The sequence below is a fragment of the Runella rosea genome (assembly GCF_003325355.1).
In the GTDB taxonomy this organism is placed as follows: domain Bacteria; phylum Bacteroidota; class Bacteroidia; order Cytophagales; family Spirosomataceae; genus Runella; species Runella rosea.
Window position 1 is genome coordinate 3,149,530 of sequence record NZ_CP030850.1, and the last position, 17,202, is coordinate 3,166,731.

Annotated in this window: 15 protein-coding genes and 1 pseudogene; 14 read left to right on the forward strand and 2 right to left on the reverse strand. The window is 47.1% G+C overall.

The window, feature by feature from the left end; all coding sequences use genetic code 11:
• Positions 1-45 precede the first annotated feature (45 nt).
• Both DR864_RS13110 and DR864_RS13115 read right to left on the reverse strand, forming a co-directional pair.
• A complete protein-coding gene (locus tag DR864_RS13110) occupies positions 46-1,446 on the reverse strand; it encodes a RagB/SusD family nutrient uptake outer membrane protein (RefSeq protein WP_229599575.1) in 1,401 nt (466 codons plus the stop codon).
• Positions 1,447-1,493: 47 nt separating this feature from the next.
• Complete coding sequence (locus DR864_RS13115; protein WP_114067411.1) at positions 1,494-4,544, reverse strand: SusC/RagA family TonB-linked outer membrane protein; 3,051 nt, start codon at positions 4,542-4,544, stop codon at positions 1,494-1,496.
• Positions 4,545-4,720: 176 nt separating this feature from the next.
• Here DR864_RS13115 and DR864_RS13120 point away from each other — a divergent pair, with 176 nt between their 5' ends.
• From DR864_RS13120 to DR864_RS13190, 14 genes and pseudogenes are all read left to right on the forward strand, one after another.
• Positions 4,721-5,266, forward strand: a complete 546-nt coding sequence (locus tag DR864_RS13120) for a redoxin domain-containing protein (protein WP_114067412.1) — start codon at positions 4,721-4,723, stop codon at positions 5,264-5,266.
• Complete coding sequence (locus tag DR864_RS13125; RefSeq protein ID WP_229599576.1) at positions 5,263-6,498, forward strand: glycosyltransferase family protein; 1,236 nt, start codon at positions 5,263-5,265, stop codon at positions 6,496-6,498. Before DR864_RS13120 ends, DR864_RS13125 begins: the two co-directional genes overlap by 4 nt.
• A gap of 95 nt (positions 6,499-6,593) precedes the next feature.
• A complete protein-coding gene (nadE, locus tag DR864_RS13130) occupies positions 6,594-8,618 on the forward strand; it encodes an NAD(+) synthase (protein WP_114067413.1) in 2,025 nt (674 codons plus the stop codon).
• Positions 8,619-8,686: 68 nt separating this feature from the next.
• Positions 8,687-9,136, forward strand: a complete 450-nt coding sequence (locus DR864_RS13135; protein ID WP_114067414.1) for a methylglyoxal synthase — start codon at positions 8,687-8,689, stop codon at positions 9,134-9,136.
• Between the two features lie 44 nt (positions 9,137-9,180).
• Positions 9,181-9,747 (forward strand): anthranilate synthase component II, encoded by a 567-nt coding sequence (locus DR864_RS13140; RefSeq protein ID WP_114067415.1) that lies wholly within the window; start codon positions 9,181-9,183, stop codon positions 9,745-9,747.
• 87 nt (positions 9,748-9,834) lie between these two features.
• Complete coding sequence (locus DR864_RS13145) at positions 9,835-10,833, forward strand: bifunctional heptose 7-phosphate kinase/heptose 1-phosphate adenyltransferase (protein WP_114067416.1); 999 nt, start codon at positions 9,835-9,837, stop codon at positions 10,831-10,833.
• 20 nt (positions 10,834-10,853) lie between these two features.
• Positions 10,854-11,777 carry a hydroxymethylbilane synthase gene (gene hemC / locus DR864_RS13150; protein ID WP_114067417.1) on the forward strand — a complete coding sequence of 308 codons (924 nt, stop codon included), beginning with the start codon at positions 10,854-10,856 and terminating at the stop codon, positions 11,775-11,777.
• 21 nt (positions 11,778-11,798) lie between these two features.
• Positions 11,799-12,788 (forward strand): anthranilate phosphoribosyltransferase, encoded by a 990-nt coding sequence (gene trpD / locus DR864_RS13155; protein ID WP_114067418.1) that lies wholly within the window; start codon positions 11,799-11,801, stop codon positions 12,786-12,788.
• Between the two features lies 1 nt (position 12,789).
• Positions 12,790-13,389: a Uma2 family endonuclease gene (locus DR864_RS13160; protein ID WP_114067419.1), complete on the forward strand. Its 600-nt coding sequence runs from the start codon at positions 12,790-12,792 to the stop codon at positions 13,387-13,389.
• Entirely contained in the window at positions 13,389-14,192 is an 804-nt protein-coding gene (trpC, locus tag DR864_RS13165; protein ID WP_114067420.1) for an indole-3-glycerol phosphate synthase TrpC, read from the forward strand. The genes DR864_RS13160 and trpC overlap by 1 nt, the downstream gene beginning before the upstream one ends.
• A 19-nt stretch (positions 14,193-14,211) precedes the next feature.
• Positions 14,212-14,859, forward strand: coding sequence for a phosphoribosylanthranilate isomerase (locus DR864_RS13170; protein ID WP_114067421.1), 648 nt, complete (start codon positions 14,212-14,214; stop codon positions 14,857-14,859).
• A gap of 57 nt (positions 14,860-14,916) precedes the next feature.
• On the forward strand, positions 14,917-16,113 hold the full coding sequence (gene trpB, locus DR864_RS13175) for a tryptophan synthase subunit beta (protein ID WP_114067422.1): 1,197 nt from the start codon (positions 14,917-14,919) through the stop codon (positions 16,111-16,113).
• A 197-nt stretch (positions 16,114-16,310) separates the two neighbouring features.
• Positions 16,311-16,594: pseudogene (locus DR864_RS13180) on the forward strand (acyl-ACP--UDP-N-acetylglucosamine O-acyltransferase); the annotation flags it as partial.
• 330 nt (positions 16,595-16,924) lie between these two features.
• The gene (locus tag DR864_RS13190) at positions 16,925-17,200 is read left to right on the forward strand and encodes a hypothetical protein (protein ID WP_114067423.1); all 276 of its coding nucleotides are present in this window, start codon (positions 16,925-16,927) and stop codon (positions 17,198-17,200) included.
• Positions 17,201-17,202: the final 2 nt, after the last annotated feature.

A 17,202-nucleotide genomic window follows, 5' to 3' on the forward strand; every position in this document is an offset into this window, starting at 1 on the left:
TTTTTTTTCCGAAAACGTCATATCAAATCAAACCTTCTGTTTGGCTCAATAACCTGGGTTTTGCTGTCCTACCAACGAAGGATTGCGTTGGATTTCGGTCTGTGGAATAGGCCATAATTCGTATTTTGAGGTCCAGTTTGGCGAAAAGGCCGACATAACTACCTGCGCCCGCCCAGTACGTACCAAATCATACCAGCGGTGGCCTTCAAAAGCCAATTCGTACAGTCGCTCCCGCTCAACCAGCAAAAGCGCTTCGGCCTGAGAGGCCGTTGTGAGCAGCGTTGGCTTATCGGCGGTGGCAGCTGTATTTTTACCGGCTCTCGTCCGTAAAACATTCAGGTCACTGAGGGCACCAGTTGCCCCCGTAATTCTTCCCTGCTGCGCCCTAGCTTCGGCCCGAATAAGGTACATTTCGCCCAGTCGGAAAATCACAATGTTGTTGTTGTCTTCATCGGGGGTGCCGTATTTACGAACGCTCCAGCCGTTGTCTCCGCCTCCCTGCTCGTTAAAATCAAAATCTACGGTTGCTTCTCTTTCGCCCGCATCGCGTGAGATGATTTGGGTAATAAACTGGTTGGAAGGAATTACTTCCCGGCGACCCACCAACAGATTATTGAGGCCAAAAGCACTCGTACCGGGGTCGTCGGAAGCGGTATAGCCTACTTCAAAAATAGATTCATTGTTAAAGTCTTCAGAGACCACATCCGAATAATTGACCAACTCATAAGAAGTGGAATTAATCACAGTCGTAGCCGAGGCCTCCGCCTGAACCCAGTTTTTTTGGTACAGATAATAACGCGCCAAAGCTGCTCTCGCCGCATTTTTAGTGGCGTAGCCTGCAAAAACAGGACGTCCATCGGTAGGACTTCCTTCGGGCAAATCGGTCAGTGCTGCCTGAAAATCAGCCAGTACACTTTCCATGATGGTCTCCTTGCTTGCTTTTGAGACCGTTTTATTTACATCAATATCAGTCGAGGTAACATTCGGAATGCCTCCGAATGTAGTGGCCCCGATAAAATTGGCCATGCCACGTAAAAAACGGGCTTCAGCCGTGACCGTTTTACGCTCCGCTTCGCGCACACCAGGCACAGTGGGGAGTTTTTCGAGCAAAAAATTACAGACGTAAATAGTATTAAAAACACCACCCCACAACGCCCCTGCCACACCATTGGCAGAGGTAATTTGCTTATTTCCCAGCTCCTGATAATCCGTAAACGTACCGTTGTGCTGAATATAATCTGCAGTAAAATCTCCTACAATTACTTTTGGCGCAGCGGTGCCTCTAAAGGCAGCATACGCTCCCAAACGTACCGTAGCTACATCGCTGGCTTGGTTTAGCACAAACTGGTCGGCCAAGATATCTATCGGTCGCGGCTCCAGAACTTCTCTGCAACTGCTTAACCATAAACCCACCGCCATAACCAAAGAAATATGATATTTATTCATTTTTGACACCATTGAAACATTGTGTGAAGAAAATCGGATGTGTGTTTTTAGAAACCAATTGTTAACCCTACCGTTATGTTGCGGGTTTGGGGTAATGTAAAAAAGTCAATACCCTGCGCAGAAGTAGAGCCATCAAGCGTACTTACTTCAGGATCGGCCCCAGAGTAAGCCGTTAAGGTCCAAAGATTGATGGCCGAGGCGTACAGGCGGGCCGTTCTGACTTTGACTTTGTTTAGCCACCGCGAAGGAAAATTATACCCCACCGCCACATTTTTGAGGCGTAGATAGGAACCGTCTTCCAGAAAACGGCTACTGTGAAAGTTATTGTAGGTATTACCCAACTCATAGCGCGGTACATCCGTTACATCGCCAGGTTTTTGCCATCTTCTCAGAGCCGCTCTCACCTGATTATTTTCGAGGTTGGCACCATTGTCGAGCAGCGTTACATTAGAAAAATTCAATATTTTGTTCCCGTACATAAATTGAAAAAATACGCTTAAATCAAAATTTCCCCACGTAACCCGGTTGGTAAGCCCTCCTACCAGCAGGGGCTGGGCGTTGCCAATCACCTGAGCGTCGTCAGGACTGATTTTTCCATCCTTATTAAAGTCTTCGTAGAGGGCGTCGCCAGTGGCTACATCTACCCCCTGAAATTTAAGTCCCCAGAATGTTCCGAGCGGCTGACCTGGTAAAATCACGTTGGTTGCACTCACTCCGTTGGCCGAATATCCCCGGAAGAGTGGCTGATCATCGACCAGTTCCAATACTTTGTTTTGGTTATGCGAGATATTAAAATCGGTATTCCAACGAAGCCCTTGGTTGGCACTTCGGTCGATATTGACCGTTGAAATCGTCAGCTCCAATCCCCGGTTAGAGATAGAACCGATGTTTCCCTGAAAACCACCAAAACCAGTCGTAAGCGGTAGCGGCTGATTGAACAAAAGGTTGTCCGTAACGTTGTCATAAGCTTCCATAATCACACTCAATCGACCACTCCATAGCGAAACATCTAAGCCTACGTTGGCTTCGCGGGTACGTTCCCATTGTAAAAGCGGGTTGTTGAGGTTGTTGGGACTCACCCCCGTGGCACCGCTGTACGTAGATGCTGCCCAAGTACCGAGGTAAGTAAAGTTTCCGATGCGTTCGTTACCCGTGTATCCATAGCTTCCTCTCAGCTTCAAATCCTGAATAAAATCCAGTGATTTCATCCAAGGCTCTTCAGAAATCCGCCATCCGAGCGAAAGAGAAGGAAAATAACCGAAACGACGATTAGGCCCAAAACGCGATGAACCATCGTAACGTGAGGTAAACGTGAACAAGTACTTTTCCATATAGTCGTACCGAACTTCGCCAAAACCTGAGATAAGGCCATTTTGGGCAAAGCCCGAGCCTGCCGCATCCTGTACCCCCGATGAATTAATGTAAGTAAAATCGTCGCTTGGAAAAATACGGCCCGAAGCAAAAGAACTCCGATTTTTAGTCTGGAGAATTTCCGTTCCGAGCATGGTATTGAAGTGGTGCTTACCCCCCAAATCAAAAAGATAGGTAAGCGTGTTGGAGTTCAAAATCGTAAAGAGTGTATTGGTAATATACACACCATATCCCTGACCGCCGATGGCTGGCAAAAAGCCCCCTATAGCCGTAGCAGACGACTCATACTGGTCTTCTTCAGAATTGTTATAATCCAAACTCAGCTTACTGTTGAGTTTTAAGTTTTTGATAATTTCGTATTGCCCGCTGACCCCCGCGAGGATTTTGGTGCCGTAGGTGCGGAAACGCGGCAACAGCGCCTGCGCAACTGGATTAAAATTAGGAAACCCTGCATAATTCGGGCTGCCCGGTGTATAAAGTTTTCCTTGCTCATTGTAGGGTGCGAAGAAAGGCAAACTTTTGATAGCTCCCGAATAAACACCGTCCAAGAAATTATCCCCTTTTACGCGGTCATTGGTCGTAAAACCCAACGACATATTGGTGCTGATGGTTAATTTTTGGCTGGCTTTGTGGTCTACATTGAGCGCGCCTGAGTAGCGGGTAAAACGATTGTTGAGCTGAACCCCTTCTTCATCCCGCAGACCACCGCTAAGATAAAAACGCGTTTTATCGTTTCCTCCCGTGGCCGAAATTTGATACTGTTGATAAATTCCACGGCGTAAGATGGCATCCAACCAATCAGTGTTAACACCGTCGGTGACGCCCGAAATCAGCCCGCGTTGGTCGGGGTCTTGACCCGCATTGATAACGGCTTCCCGCTGCAACTGCAACAACTCAGACGAATTCAGCAAGTCTACTTTTTTTATAATATCTACCACCCCACGCTGGGCATCGAGCGTAATGGTGGTCCGTGAGTTGGCCTTTCCGCGCTTGGTCGTAATCAACACCACCCCGTTGGCGGCTCGTGAACCATAAATCGCTTTGGCAGAGGCATCTTTCAAGACTTGAATTGATTCAATATCATTGGGATTCACAAAAGTAAGGGTGTTGTCATTTTGGCCCCCAAAACTTCTTCCCGACACCGCCTCATCCATCACTGGAATTCCATCCACCACAAACAATGGGCGGTTGGAGGCAGAAATAGACGTATTTCCCCGGATTCTGACCGCCACTCCTCCCCCTGGCGTTCCCGACGATTGTGTCACCTGTACACCAGCGGCCTGTCCTTGCAATGCCTGATCAAATCCTGCAATCGGAATATCCTTAAATTTAGCGGCGGAAATGGAGGTAATGGACCCCAGAATATCTTTCTTTTGGGTAGAATTATAGCCCGTTACAACCACTTCATTAAGTTGAGTCGGGTTTTCGGCGAGTTCAACGTTGATGGTTGTACGGCTATTGACGTTGACCTCCTGGCTCAGCATTCCAATAAATGAAAATACCAACGTAACTTTGCCCGCGGGAATACTGATACGGTAGCTACCGTCCGCGTCAGTATTAGCTCCCGAAGGTGCCCCTTTGAGCGTCACGTTTACGCCGGGCATGGGCTGGCCGTCTGTTGCCGAAGTAACTTTTCCAGTCACGGTACGATTCTGGGCAAACGCCCCCGCACCGAGTAGAAAAAGGCAAAAAACAATGAGTAAAGACTTGCGTAACAAATGGTTCATGTAAAAGTATTTTGAAATATAGGAATTTTCGGACGGGTTACTGGTTTGATGTAGATACAGGGCGAAAATTTAGATAAAAAATTTGGGTCAAAACACGCTTCGCCAAATTATTTATAAATTTAAAAACGAAACATGAAGGTGAATGTTTTACAACTTCATTTATCTAATTTTGAATCATGGAAAAATACAATAAAATGTTGATTAGGATATTTCTTGCTTTCACTACGGGCTTTAGTTTACTGAATAATGAAGTACGGGCGCAAAGTTCTCTTTTTATTTTTTATGACACTGAATGCCCGATTTGCCAAAAATCCAGCAAGCGACTACAAGAAATGTACGTTAAATTCGGCCAAAACGTTGCGTTTAAGGCAGTTTTTCCCACTAAATCTATCAAGAAATCAGCGATTCGCCAATTTAAGAAAGAATATAGTTTTACCATTCCTTACATCATCGACAAAAATCACACGCTTGTTGAACGCTATGACGCAAAAACAACCCCTGAAGTGGTACTGCTTGATAAAAATGGCGTAGAAGTTTACCGAGGTGCTATCGACAACCAGTTTTTCGGTTTAGGAAAATACCGCCCCAAAACCACCGAATTTTACCTTCAAGATGCGCTCGAAGCATTGGCCGCCAATAAGCCAGTGTCGCCCAACCGCACCGAAGCCGTGGGCTGCTTGATTAACCGCAAAAAAAGAGAAAGCGCAAGCCAATCATTATGAATTCAACCCCAAACAAACCGCTTTCCCTGACCATCATCAATCGGCATTATCCTCCCAACCCAGGTATCACGGGAGAATCGGCGTGGGATTTAACCAAATATCTAATTGAAAATCACGGAATTGACGTCCGAATTGTCCACGTAAAACGAAGTGATTTAGGCGGCGGGCAAGTGCGCTTACCCATCGGAAAAACGTTTCAAATCTCCACCCTTTATAAAGGGAATAAAGGAATTCTAAAGTTAGCGGCTGGTTTTTTTGACGGCTTATTCTTACTCCTCAAAACCCTGCGCGTGCGTCGCGGGCCCGTACTGTGCATGACCAGCCCACCGCTGTTGCCTTTTTGGGCTTCTTGGTTGCTACCTTTATTCGGAATTCGGTGGGCATTGTGGTCCATGGATTTGTTTCCCGAAGGATTTGTCGCCGATGGCGTCATCAAAAAAACGAACCCTATTTATCGTTTTGTTGAATGGGTAACCTACCGATTTGCCCCCGCTCAACTTTTCGCACTGGGGCCAAATCAGGCCGCCTATATCCAAAAAAAATACAGCAAATCGCTCCCCACCACTATTCTTCCATGTGGGGTATTGCTCGACCAGCCCCGCGACCCAACACCGCCTGAATGGCGCAAAGCAGACGGGAAAATTTACTTTGGGTACGCTGGAAACCTCGGAGATGCGCACTCGGCTGATTTTTTGTTGGCTTTTATCCATCACTTTGACCCTCAAAAGCACCACCTCATTTTAGCCGTTTACGGTACTAAATCCGCCGACATTTTGGCCATTGCAGGTACCAAAGAGGGCATTACTATTCTCAAAAATGTACCAAGGAGCCAATTACCTTATATTGATATTCATTTAGTTAGTTTGCTCACAAAGTGGACGCACATTGCAGTACCCTCCAAGGCAATCAGCTCGGTATGCGCGGGTGGAGCCATTTTATTTTGCGGAAATAAAGAAGCCGATACGTGGGCATTATTGCACCGAGCAGGCTGGTACATTGACGAAGAACATGCCATTATTCCGCAAATAACCCACTTTTTGACCCAACTCACGCCCGAAGAAGTAACCACCAAAAAGAACGAGGCGGCCTCTCTCACTACAGAATTGAAGCAGATGCTCGTAACCGCATACGAAGAAGTAGCTGTTTTCAGTGGCCTTTTATCTGGCACAAAAAAAAAAATTATCCCAAAGAGTGACTTATATACCAATGCATCGTCTAAGCCGCAAAAGTAACACGAGATTGCCAAAACACTTTCGGTTTTCTTCGTTTCTCATTGGCTTTCTCGTTCGGAAACCTCATTTTTGCATAAATCAATCACCTATTCAACATGCCACTTCTTAAAGTAGCCGCCGGAACCATCAATACCACCCCCTTGGCGTGGGAAGACAATAAGAAATACATTATAGAATCCATCGAAGACGCTCGAAATCAACACATTAGTTTATTATGTCTTCCTGAACTTTGTATTACGGGTTATGGATGCGAAGACGCCTTTTACAGCCCCAATACCCTCGCCCAGGCCATCGAAAGTCTTCATGAAATCGTGGCGCATACGTCGGGCATTGCGGTGTCGGTAGGTTTGCCCATGCAATTCAACAGCAAAATCTACAATACCGCCTGTTTTATCGTCAACAAACGGATTTTAGGATTTGTTGCCAAACAGCATTTGCCAAATTATGGCGTTTTCTACGAAGACCGTTGGTTTCACCGCTGGCCTGCTAGCGCGCGCGATGAAGTTAAAGTCGGGGATTTCAGCTATCCTTTCGGAGATTTGGTATTTGATGTATCGGGTATCCGAATAGGTTTTGAAATCTGCGAAGACGCTTGGGTGGCGCAACGCCCCGGACGCAGTCATTTTGACCGTGGAGTCGATATTATTCTAAATCCCAGCGCCAGCCCATTCGCTTTCCACAAATTCATCACCAGAGAGCGTTTTGTTATTGACGGATCACGCTCATATTCATGCAGTTATGTATACACCAATCTGTTAGGAAACGAATCGGGACGGCTTATTTTTGACGGTGATGCCATGATTGCTTCCAACGGAACCCTTTTGGCCTCTAGTCCGCGTTTTGGCTACCACGATTACCACATTACGTCGGCAGTGATTGATACCGATGTAACCCGCCTGTCACATTCTCAAATCAAATCAGCACTACCAACGGGCAATTGGAAGGTCGTAGATACATTTGAATGGCACGAAGCCGCCCCTGCCTATCAAGTAGCTGAATTAGAACCTTTTGAACGAGAAGGCTATTTAAAAGAAGAAGAATTTGCGCGGGCTGTATCGTTGGCGCTGTTTGACTATCTTCGCAAATCGCGCTCCCAGGGTTTTACGGTTTCGCTTTCGGGCGGGGCTGATTCGTGCGCTTGTGTAGCACTGTGCGGTCTGATGATTCGATTGGCCGATGAAAGTATCGGTCTGGCCGCTTTTAAACAAAAGCTGAGTTACATCAAAAAAATCCAGCAAGAGACCACCGAAGAAGGCATTGCAAAACACCTGATTCACAGCATTTATCAAGGCACAGAAAATAGCTCCACCGATACCTTGGAATCGGCCAAAAGTCTCGCGGACTCTATCGGTTCTACCTTTTATAACGTCAATATCAACGGGCTAGTTGAATCCTATAAAGATTTAATCGAACAACAAATAGGACGCGACTTGACCTGGGAAAAGGATGATATTCCGCTCCAAAATATTCAGGCACGGGTGCGTGCCCCGGGCGTGTGGCTGCTGACCAACCTATACGGACACCTTTTATTGGCCACTTCCAACCGGTCGGAGGTGGCGGTTGGCTACTGTACCATGGACGGCGACACCGCTGGTAGCATCAGCCCCATTGCGGGAATTGACAAATTCTGGCTTAGGCAATGGCTGGTTTGGCTCGAAACCATTGGTTGCCACGTAAAAGGAAAAAACATCAGAATTGAAGGGCTCAAAAAAGTAAACAGCCTGCAACCCACCGCCGAACTCCGCCCGCAACACAAAATGCAAACGGACGAAAAAGATTTGATGCCTTATGAGGTCTTGGACGCCATCGAAAAGGTAGCGATTCGCGACAAAAAATCGCCGATTGACTGCTTCAGATTCATGGAAGTGCGCTTTGCCGAGCGATACACTCGTGACGTCCTGTTTACGTCGGTTGAGCGTTTTTTCAAACTTTGGAGTCGGAATCAATGGAAACGCGAACGCTATGCACCAAGCTTTCATTTAGACGACCTCAACCTTGACCCTCGTTCGTGGTGTCGTTTCCCAATTCTATCGGGAGGGTTTGAAAAAGAATTGGAGGAATTAAGCGCCTATTATGAAGGTAAAAATCACAAAGGACGAAAAGGAAAAATTGGATTTTAAGGATTGACACGATTTCGGGATTGGCTCCCGCCCATCTTGAAATCGTGTCTTAAAATGATAATTAAAAGATGCCAAATCGCACCCTCAACGCTCGCAAACGTATTGCCTTGGTGGCCCACGACCACAAAAAGGCCGATCTGATTCAATGGGCTTCTGCCAACAAAGAACGATTGGTTTCGCACGAGTTATATGCCACTGGTACCACTGGAAAACTGCTTCAAGTGACCTTAGAAACAACCGTTACCTGCCTATTGAGTGGCCCACTGGGCGGAGATCAACAGATTGGTGCGATGATTGCCGAAGGAAAAATTGACGTATTGATTTTCTTCTGGGACCCCATGTCGGCCCAGCCGCACGACCCCGACATCAAGGCATTACTGCGTTTGGTGGCGGTTTGGGACATCCCCATGGCCTGCGACCGTGCCACCGCCGATTTTATCATCGCGTCTCCCCTGATGAGCCAGCCCTACGAGAGCATTTTGCCTGATTATGACGCTTATCTGAAACGGAAGGTTTGAGGTACAAATAGAATTGGGTAGTTTTGCGGGAAATATCATCCGCAATGAAGATTCTTGTTCTCGACAATTACGATTCGTTTACGTATAACCTCGTTTACATCTTACGCGAACTGCACAACGACGTGGAGGTTCACCGTAACGACAAAATCGCGCTCGAAGACGTAGCGCAGTACGACAAAATTCTGCTTTCGCCAGGGCCGGGCATTCCGTCAGAAGCGGGAATTATGCAGGATTTGATCCGTACCTACGCTCCCACCAAAAGCATTATGGGCGTGTGTTTGGGCCATCAGGGTATCGGCGAAGTGTTTGGCGCTACGCTCAACAACATGTCGGATGTACTGCATGGAATCAGCGACAAAGCCATCGTTATCGACCCCACCGAGCCGTTGTTTAAAGGTTTGCCCCAATCCTTTCAGGTGGGCCGTTACCACTCATGGACGGTGGTAGGCGAAACCGTTCCCGACACCATGACCATCACCGCCGTAGACGAACACGGTGAAGTGATGGCACTCCACCATAATACTTACGACGTGCGGGGCGTACAGTTTCACCCTGAATCGGTCCTGACCGAACACGGCAAAGAGATGTTACAAAACTGGCTTTCTATTTAATACTAATAACAGACAGTGGATAAGTACATAGCGGCTGTTGAAAACACTAAAGCCAACATCCTGTGTTCATTGTCAACCCTACAATTCATGACTATTGACCAATTATTTGATTCTTTTAATACATTACGCGTCCTGATTGTGGGCGATGTAATGTTGGATGCCTATATCTGGGGGAAAGTAGACAGAATTTCGCCCGAAGCACCTGTGCCTGTAGTGGTAGCGCAGCGTCGTGAATATCGCTTGGGCGGCGCAGGAAACGTAATTCTTAACGTTCATGCGTTAGGGGCCGAACCCATCATTTGCTCCGTCATCGGACAGGATACCGAAGGAAAAAATTTACTGGGCGAATTGGAGAAACGGGGCCTTCGTACTGACGGTATTTTGCAAAGTCCCGACCGCATCACGACCGTTAAAGAGCGCATCATTGCGGGGTCGCAACAAGTGGTGCGGGTAGATACCGAAACCGACAAAGTCATTACGCTTGAAGAACAGTCTCAACTGATTGACAAAGCCAAAGCCCTGATTCCTGACTGCCACGTGGTTCTTTTTCAGGACTATGACAAAGGGGTTTTGTGCCCGAATGTCATCAAGGAAATCACCGACTTCGCCAATTTACACGGCATTCCGACGGTAGTTGACCCTAAAAAACGCAACTTTTTGGCCTACCAAAACGTGACCCTCTTCAAACCAAATCTAAAGGAACTGAAGGAAGGTTTGAAAGTAGAGTTTGATGTCAAGAAAGAAGATGAGCTCCGGGCCGTAGTGAAGAAATTACGCTATGAACTCAACGCCAAAGGCGCGTTTGTAACATTATCAGAACGAGGCGTTTACATTGATTTCTTAGACCAACAGCACCGCATTCCAGCCCACGAACGGGAGATTGCCGACGTATCAGGTGCGGGCGATACGGTCATCAGCATTGCAGCCTGTGCGGTAGCGCTGGGGCTTGAGCCAAACATCGTCGCTGAGCTGTCAAACCTTGGCGGTGGTTTGGTCTGCGAACACGTGGGAGTAGTGCCTATTGACAAAGAAACGCTGAAAGCAGAGGCAAGAAAATCGTTATTGCTCGCCCAATCGGAAGGGTAACTGAAAATTTAAATGAACCAATGCACATAAAAATCGGAACGCGCGGCAGTCGCTTAGCCCTTTGGCAGGCTTATTACGTCGAAAATCTATTGCAAAAAGGAGGACTTACGACCGAAATCGTCCTCATTGATACCAAAGGCGACCAAATTTTGGACCGTTCGCTCTCCAAAATCGGGAGTAAGGGCGTGTTTACCCAAGAATTGGAAGACCAACTTCGCGACGGTCGCATCGACATTGCCGTGCACAGCGCCAAAGATCTACAATCCGAACTCGACGACGACCTGCAACTCATCGCTTTTACCGAGCGCGAGCGTGTCAACGACGTCTTGGTCAGCCACAATCAAAGCTTATCTTTGGGTAGCGGCGAGCCATTTGTGGTAGGCACTTCTTCTACCCGGCGCGTGGCAATGCTCAAACATTTTTATCCGCATATTCGCACCGTTGATATGCGCGGCAATCTTCAAACCCGCCTTCGCAAGTTGGAAGAGGGCCAATGCGACGCCATTTTGTTGGCCTACGCGGGCGTTCACCGCATGGAGTACGACGGGCTGATTGCTGAGCATCTTTCGCTAGACGAATTTACCCCCGCCGTTGGGCAAGGAAGTGTGGCAATTGAGTGCAGTCAAAACATGGAAGATGAAAAACGCGATAAAGTACGCGCGTTGCTCAACCATCCCGAAACCGAAACCTGCCTCTTGGCCGAACGGGCCTTTTTGCGCCGATTGCAAGGCGGGTGCAGCGTTCCCGTCTTTGGATTGGCATCGTTAGAAAATGAAATGGTCTCGATGACGGGCGGCGTGGTAAGTTTGGATGGAAGTCAAATCCTGAAACAAACCCGCAGCGGTGCGGCGGCTTCTCCCGAAGACATCGGCATTCAATTGGCGGAACTGCTTTTGAGCGACGGTGCCGCTGAAATTTTGGCGGCTATTAAACAAAATCCCTAATTTGCCTTTTCGATACGCTGCATGAAAAATACGCTAACCCACTTACTCAACTACCAAACCCTCGACCGCCAAACCGCTTACCAAACGCTGCTCGGAATAGGTCAAGGGGAATATAACACATCCCAAATTGCTAGTTTTCTGACGATTTTTGCCCTGCGTGGCATCACCGTAGAGGAGCTAACAGGTTTTCGGGATGCCATGCTTCAACTATGCCTTTCGATTGATTTACAAGCCTTTGACCCGATGGATGTTTGCGGCACTGGCGGCGACGGCAAAGACACTTTTAATATTTCTACGTTATCCGCTTTTGTGGTGGCAGGAACAGGGCAACGAGTGGCCAAACACGGCAATCACGGTGTATCGAGCTTGGTCGGTTCTTCTACGGTACTTGAACACCTCGGAATTAAATTTTCCAATGATGCCGACTACCTAAAACGTAAAATCGAAACCGCCAATATCTGTTATTTACACGCCCCGCTGTTTCATCCCGCCATGAAATACATTGCCCCCATCCGGAAAGAATTGGGCATTCGGACTTTTTTTAACATGCTGGGCCCCCTGACGAACCCTGCGTTCACCAAAAAACAGCTTGTAGGCGTATTTAGTCTTGAATTAGCGCGGCTTTATGCCTATCTTTACCAAGGTTCTGGCCATCATTATCTGATTGTTCACGCATTAGACGGTTACGATGAAGTGTCTTTGACGGGTGATTTTAAAATAATAACCGCTCAAAATGAGCAAATTTTGTCGCCTATTCACCTCGGCTTAGATGTGCTTGCGCCTGCCCAACTCTCGGGCGGTGATACCTTGGCTGACTCCGCAAAAATTTTCTTAAACGTACTGAACGATGAAGCCACTTCTGCCCAAAAACAGGCGGTATTGGCCAATGCAGGTTTAGCCCTTTACGCCGCCAACCCCTCCCTTTCGTTGACCGACGCCGTAGCCGCTGCCCGCGAATCGCTCGAAAGTAAACGGGCGTTGGCTTGCTTTAAAAAGTTAATCGAAGATTGATATGAGCCAAATCAGCTTCAGCGATTTAGATCCAAACGGCATTTATACATACGCCGACTACCTGAAATGGACTTTTGACGAGCGCATTGAACTCATCAAAGGAAAAATCTTCAATATGTCGCCTGCGCCCGCCAGAAGGCATCAGAAAATTTCGGGAAAGTTATCATTAACAATCGGTAATTACCTTGAAGGAAAATCTTGTGAAATGTATACCGCGCCTTTTGACGTAAGGCTCACGCCGCTGAAAGGAAAAAAGCGCAAAGACGACCAAATTTATACGGTAGTTCAGCCCGATATATGCGTTATTTGTGATGTAGATAAACTCGACGACCGAGGCTGTATTGGCGCTCCCGATTTAATCATAGAAATCTTATCGCCCGGACATACGAAAAAGGAAATGAGCGACAAATTTCAGGTCTATGAAGAAAACGGAGTAACGGAATATTGGTTGGTCGAACCCAACGACAACGTAATTTTTGTTTACGTACTGAATGATGAAGGAAAATACATTGGCCTAAGGCCGTATACAGAAGGTGACATACTTACTTCAAGCGTTCTTCCAGGGCTTGAAGTAGCAGTCAGCAGAATTTTTGAACCATAATGAACATTTTAGATAAAATAGTAGCCCACAAACGAATCGAAGTAGCCGAAGCTAAATCAAAAGTAAGCACCGCCGACCTCGAAAAAGCGCCTTTATTCGGTCGTAAAACATTGTCGCTAAAACAAGCGCTGACTGCCGAAGGAGCTTCGGGCGTTATTTCGGAATTTAAACGTAAATCTCCTTCCAAAGGCATCATTAACGATGGTGTATTGCCCGAAATTGTCACCAAAGGTTACGTAGAAGCGGGGGCTTGCGGCTTATCGGTGCTGACCGATACCGAATTTTTTGGGGGTACTTTTGACGATTTCGCCAAAGCACGTGCCGCCAATCCTTCGACGCCCATGCTTCGCAAAGACTTCATGATTGATGAATACCAGTTGTGGGAAGCCAAAGCCATCGGTGCCGACGTGATTTTGCTCATTGCCGCCTGCCTAACGCCCGCCGAAGTTCGACACCTAGGTCGTAAAGCACAAGAACTGGGCTTGGAGGTATTGCTCGAAGTACACGACCGTGAAGAATTGGAACAAAGTGTGTGCGAATATGTTGATATGGTAGGTGTAAATAATCGAAACCTGAAAACATTTGTCACTTCGATTGAAACTTCTCTGGAATTGGCGCAACTTATCCCCGATAATTTCGTCAAAATATCAGAAAGTGGGTTGAAAAATGCCGAGACGATTTTACAATTGCGGGAGGCGGGTTATCAGGGTTTCCTGATTGGTGAATCTTTTATGGTTACCGAAAACCCCGGATTGGCGTTGAAAGAGCTGATTGGCCGCTTTCAACTCACAAGTAATCAATAACTAACCGACTAGCCGGATGATGAAAATTAAAGTGTGTGGAATGCGGGACACGGCCAACTTGGCTGAATTAGTGGAATTGAAGCCTGATTTTATCGGATTCATTTTTTATGATAAATCGCCCCGCTTTGTGGGGGAAAACCTCGACGAGGAATTCATAAAAAGTATTCCAAAACCCATCAAAAAAGTAGGTGTTTTTGTCAATGCAAACCCGGACTATATTCTTCGGATGGCAAAAAAATATGATTTGCAGTACGTGCAGCTCCACGGCCACGAAACCCCCGATTTTTGCCGTACCATCAAAATGCGCGGCGTCAATATCATCAAGGCGTTTTCAATCGAATCGGACTTTAATTTTGCAATGCTTAATAACTATAAGCCCCATTGTGACTACTTCCTTTTTGACGCCAAAGGAGCCAATCCAGGCGGCAACGGAATCACGTTTGACTGGAGTATTTTGAATCGTTACGACAACGACCGCCCTTTTTTCCTAAGCGGTGGACTTTCTTTGGAAAATATCGTTCAAATCAATGAATTAAAGGCGAAAATCTATGGTTTGGATGTAAACAGCAAATTTGAAACAGCTCCTGCGGTGAAAGATATTGACGCCCTGCGCCAACTGTTTGAGTTGATTCGCCCGATTGAAGAAGAGGAAGAAATAGAAGCGTAAACATACTTTTGAATAACGTTCAGCTCCCGCGAGTTGAGCCAAGCACTATTCGCACACATGACCGCACTACAAAATCAATCCGCCTATCAAGTCAATGAACGCGGATACTACGGACAATTCGGTGGCGCCTACATCCCCGAAATGCTGTACCCAAACGTTGAAGAACTTCGCGATAATTACCTAAAAATCATCGCCCAACCCGACTTCCAGGAGGAATTTCAAGGGCTCCTCCGCGACTATGTAGGCCGCCCAACGCCACTCTATTTAGCACAGCGCCTTTCCGATAAATACAACACCACCATTTATCTCAAACGCGAAGACCTTTGCCATACAGGGGCGCACAAAATCAATAATACCATTGGGCAAATCCTGCTCGCAAAGCGGCTCGGTAAGCAGAAAATCGTGGCCGAAACGGGCGCTGGTCAACACGGCGTAGCCACAGCCACCGTGTGCGCGCTGATGGGCATGGAGTGCATCGTGTACATGGGCGAAATCGACATTCAGCGTCAGGCACCCAACGTGGCCCGCATGAAGATGCTCGGCGCGGAGGTTCGTCCCGCAAGCAGCGGTTCCAAAACCCTCAAAGATGCCACCAACGAGGCCATGCGTCACTGGATCAACAATCCTACCGATACCCACTACATCATCGGCTCAGTGGTAGGTCCCCACCCTTATCCCGACATGGTGGCGCGCTTTCAGTCTGTTATCTCGGAAGAAATCAAAAAACAATTGCTTGAAAAAACAGGCTCCGAACTCCCCGATTACGTCATTGCGTGCGTGGGAGGCGGGTCTAACGCCGCAGGCGCTTTTTATCATTTCTTGGATGATGAGTCCGTAAAACTCGTTGCCGCCGAAGCAGGTGGGCACGGAATCACGTCGGGCTTGTCGGCAGCTACCACGTTTTTGGGCAAAATTGGCGTTTTACACGGCAGCAAAAGCATCCTGATGCAAACCGAAGACGGACAGGTGGTAGAGCCGCATTCTATTTCGGCAGGGTTGGACTATCCAGGCATTGGGCCAATGCACGCGCATTTACACGATAGCCACCGTGCGTTGTTTTATGCCATTACCGACGACGAATCCATCGCTTCTGCCATGGAGCTTTCCAAGTTGGAAGGAATCATTCCTGCGCTTGAAAGTGCCCACGCCTTGGCAGTATTGCCTTACCTGAAAGCGGCCCCTAACGAAACGGTTGTGATTAACCTATCTGGTCGCGGGGATAAAGATTTGGCTACTTATATGAAGTACTTATAATTATTGAAAATCTCTCGCCTTCCTCACAATAATTATAATCAATTCAAAAACTTTGAATGGGACTTAACTTATCCAATGGGTCATGCGAAAGCAGGGCAACCATTGGATAAGTTTACCTATTGTTCAGAGCACAAGAGATAAAACGAGTTTGCGGTTGTTTTTGAAAAACCCCAAAATGGCCATCCACCCACATGATCGACTGGGCCATTATTGCGGGTTCGAGCTCGGTGCGGCAGTTTGTGAAGATCAGTGCCCACACATGATGGCGGGCGGTTTCAGCAACGAGCAGATCAACGGAATTCAGGAAGTATATCGCTACATTTATCTGCGCGGCTTCAACAATACCGAAGCCCTGGAGCACATCGAGTTGGAATTGGCTCCCTCCGCCGAGCGCGACGAAATTGTAAATTTTATACGCAATTCCGAACGCGGTATCATCAAAGCCCCCACAAGTACAAGCAGCGACAATGGCGATGATTAGTGTCTAGAAAGATTCGTTCAGAATGATTTTATACCGGCAGCTGAAATTTATTTTTGGCTGCTTTTTTTGTATGTGGGGAAGAAGTGCTTTTAATCTTAATCCTTGGGCTGTGTCTCTAAACCGTTTGAAGTAGTTAACTCGCTAATAAAAATGATGGATACATAGTTTAGGGAGGATACAGACCAAGGTGTAGTGGAAGCGGACGAAACCGTAGGCGGCAAAAAGTCCAACAAGCACAAGTCAAAGAGACAGGAAAATACGCAGAGGCGCAGTACGAAAGTAAAAACGCCTGTGTTTGGAATGTTGTAACGCAACGGTAGAGTTGTAGCAATGACAGTTTCGATGCCTTTGTTGGTGTTATCACCAACAACTTATTTTTTATTTGATGCTAAGTCGATTGACGATGATATAAATTTCGGAGAATGCACTTGTATTCAGATAGGATATTTTTGCAGTTTTGACTGTGAAAGCGAGCAGAAAGTGTGGTTGTTGCGGGGCCGCCCGTGCGGTGATAACACCAAAAACGGCTTAAAGCGAGCAGAAAGTAATTCTTTCTTTTTCGATAATAAGGGTAAAGAGTTTGGGAAGCCACAGACCATGGGCTAGGC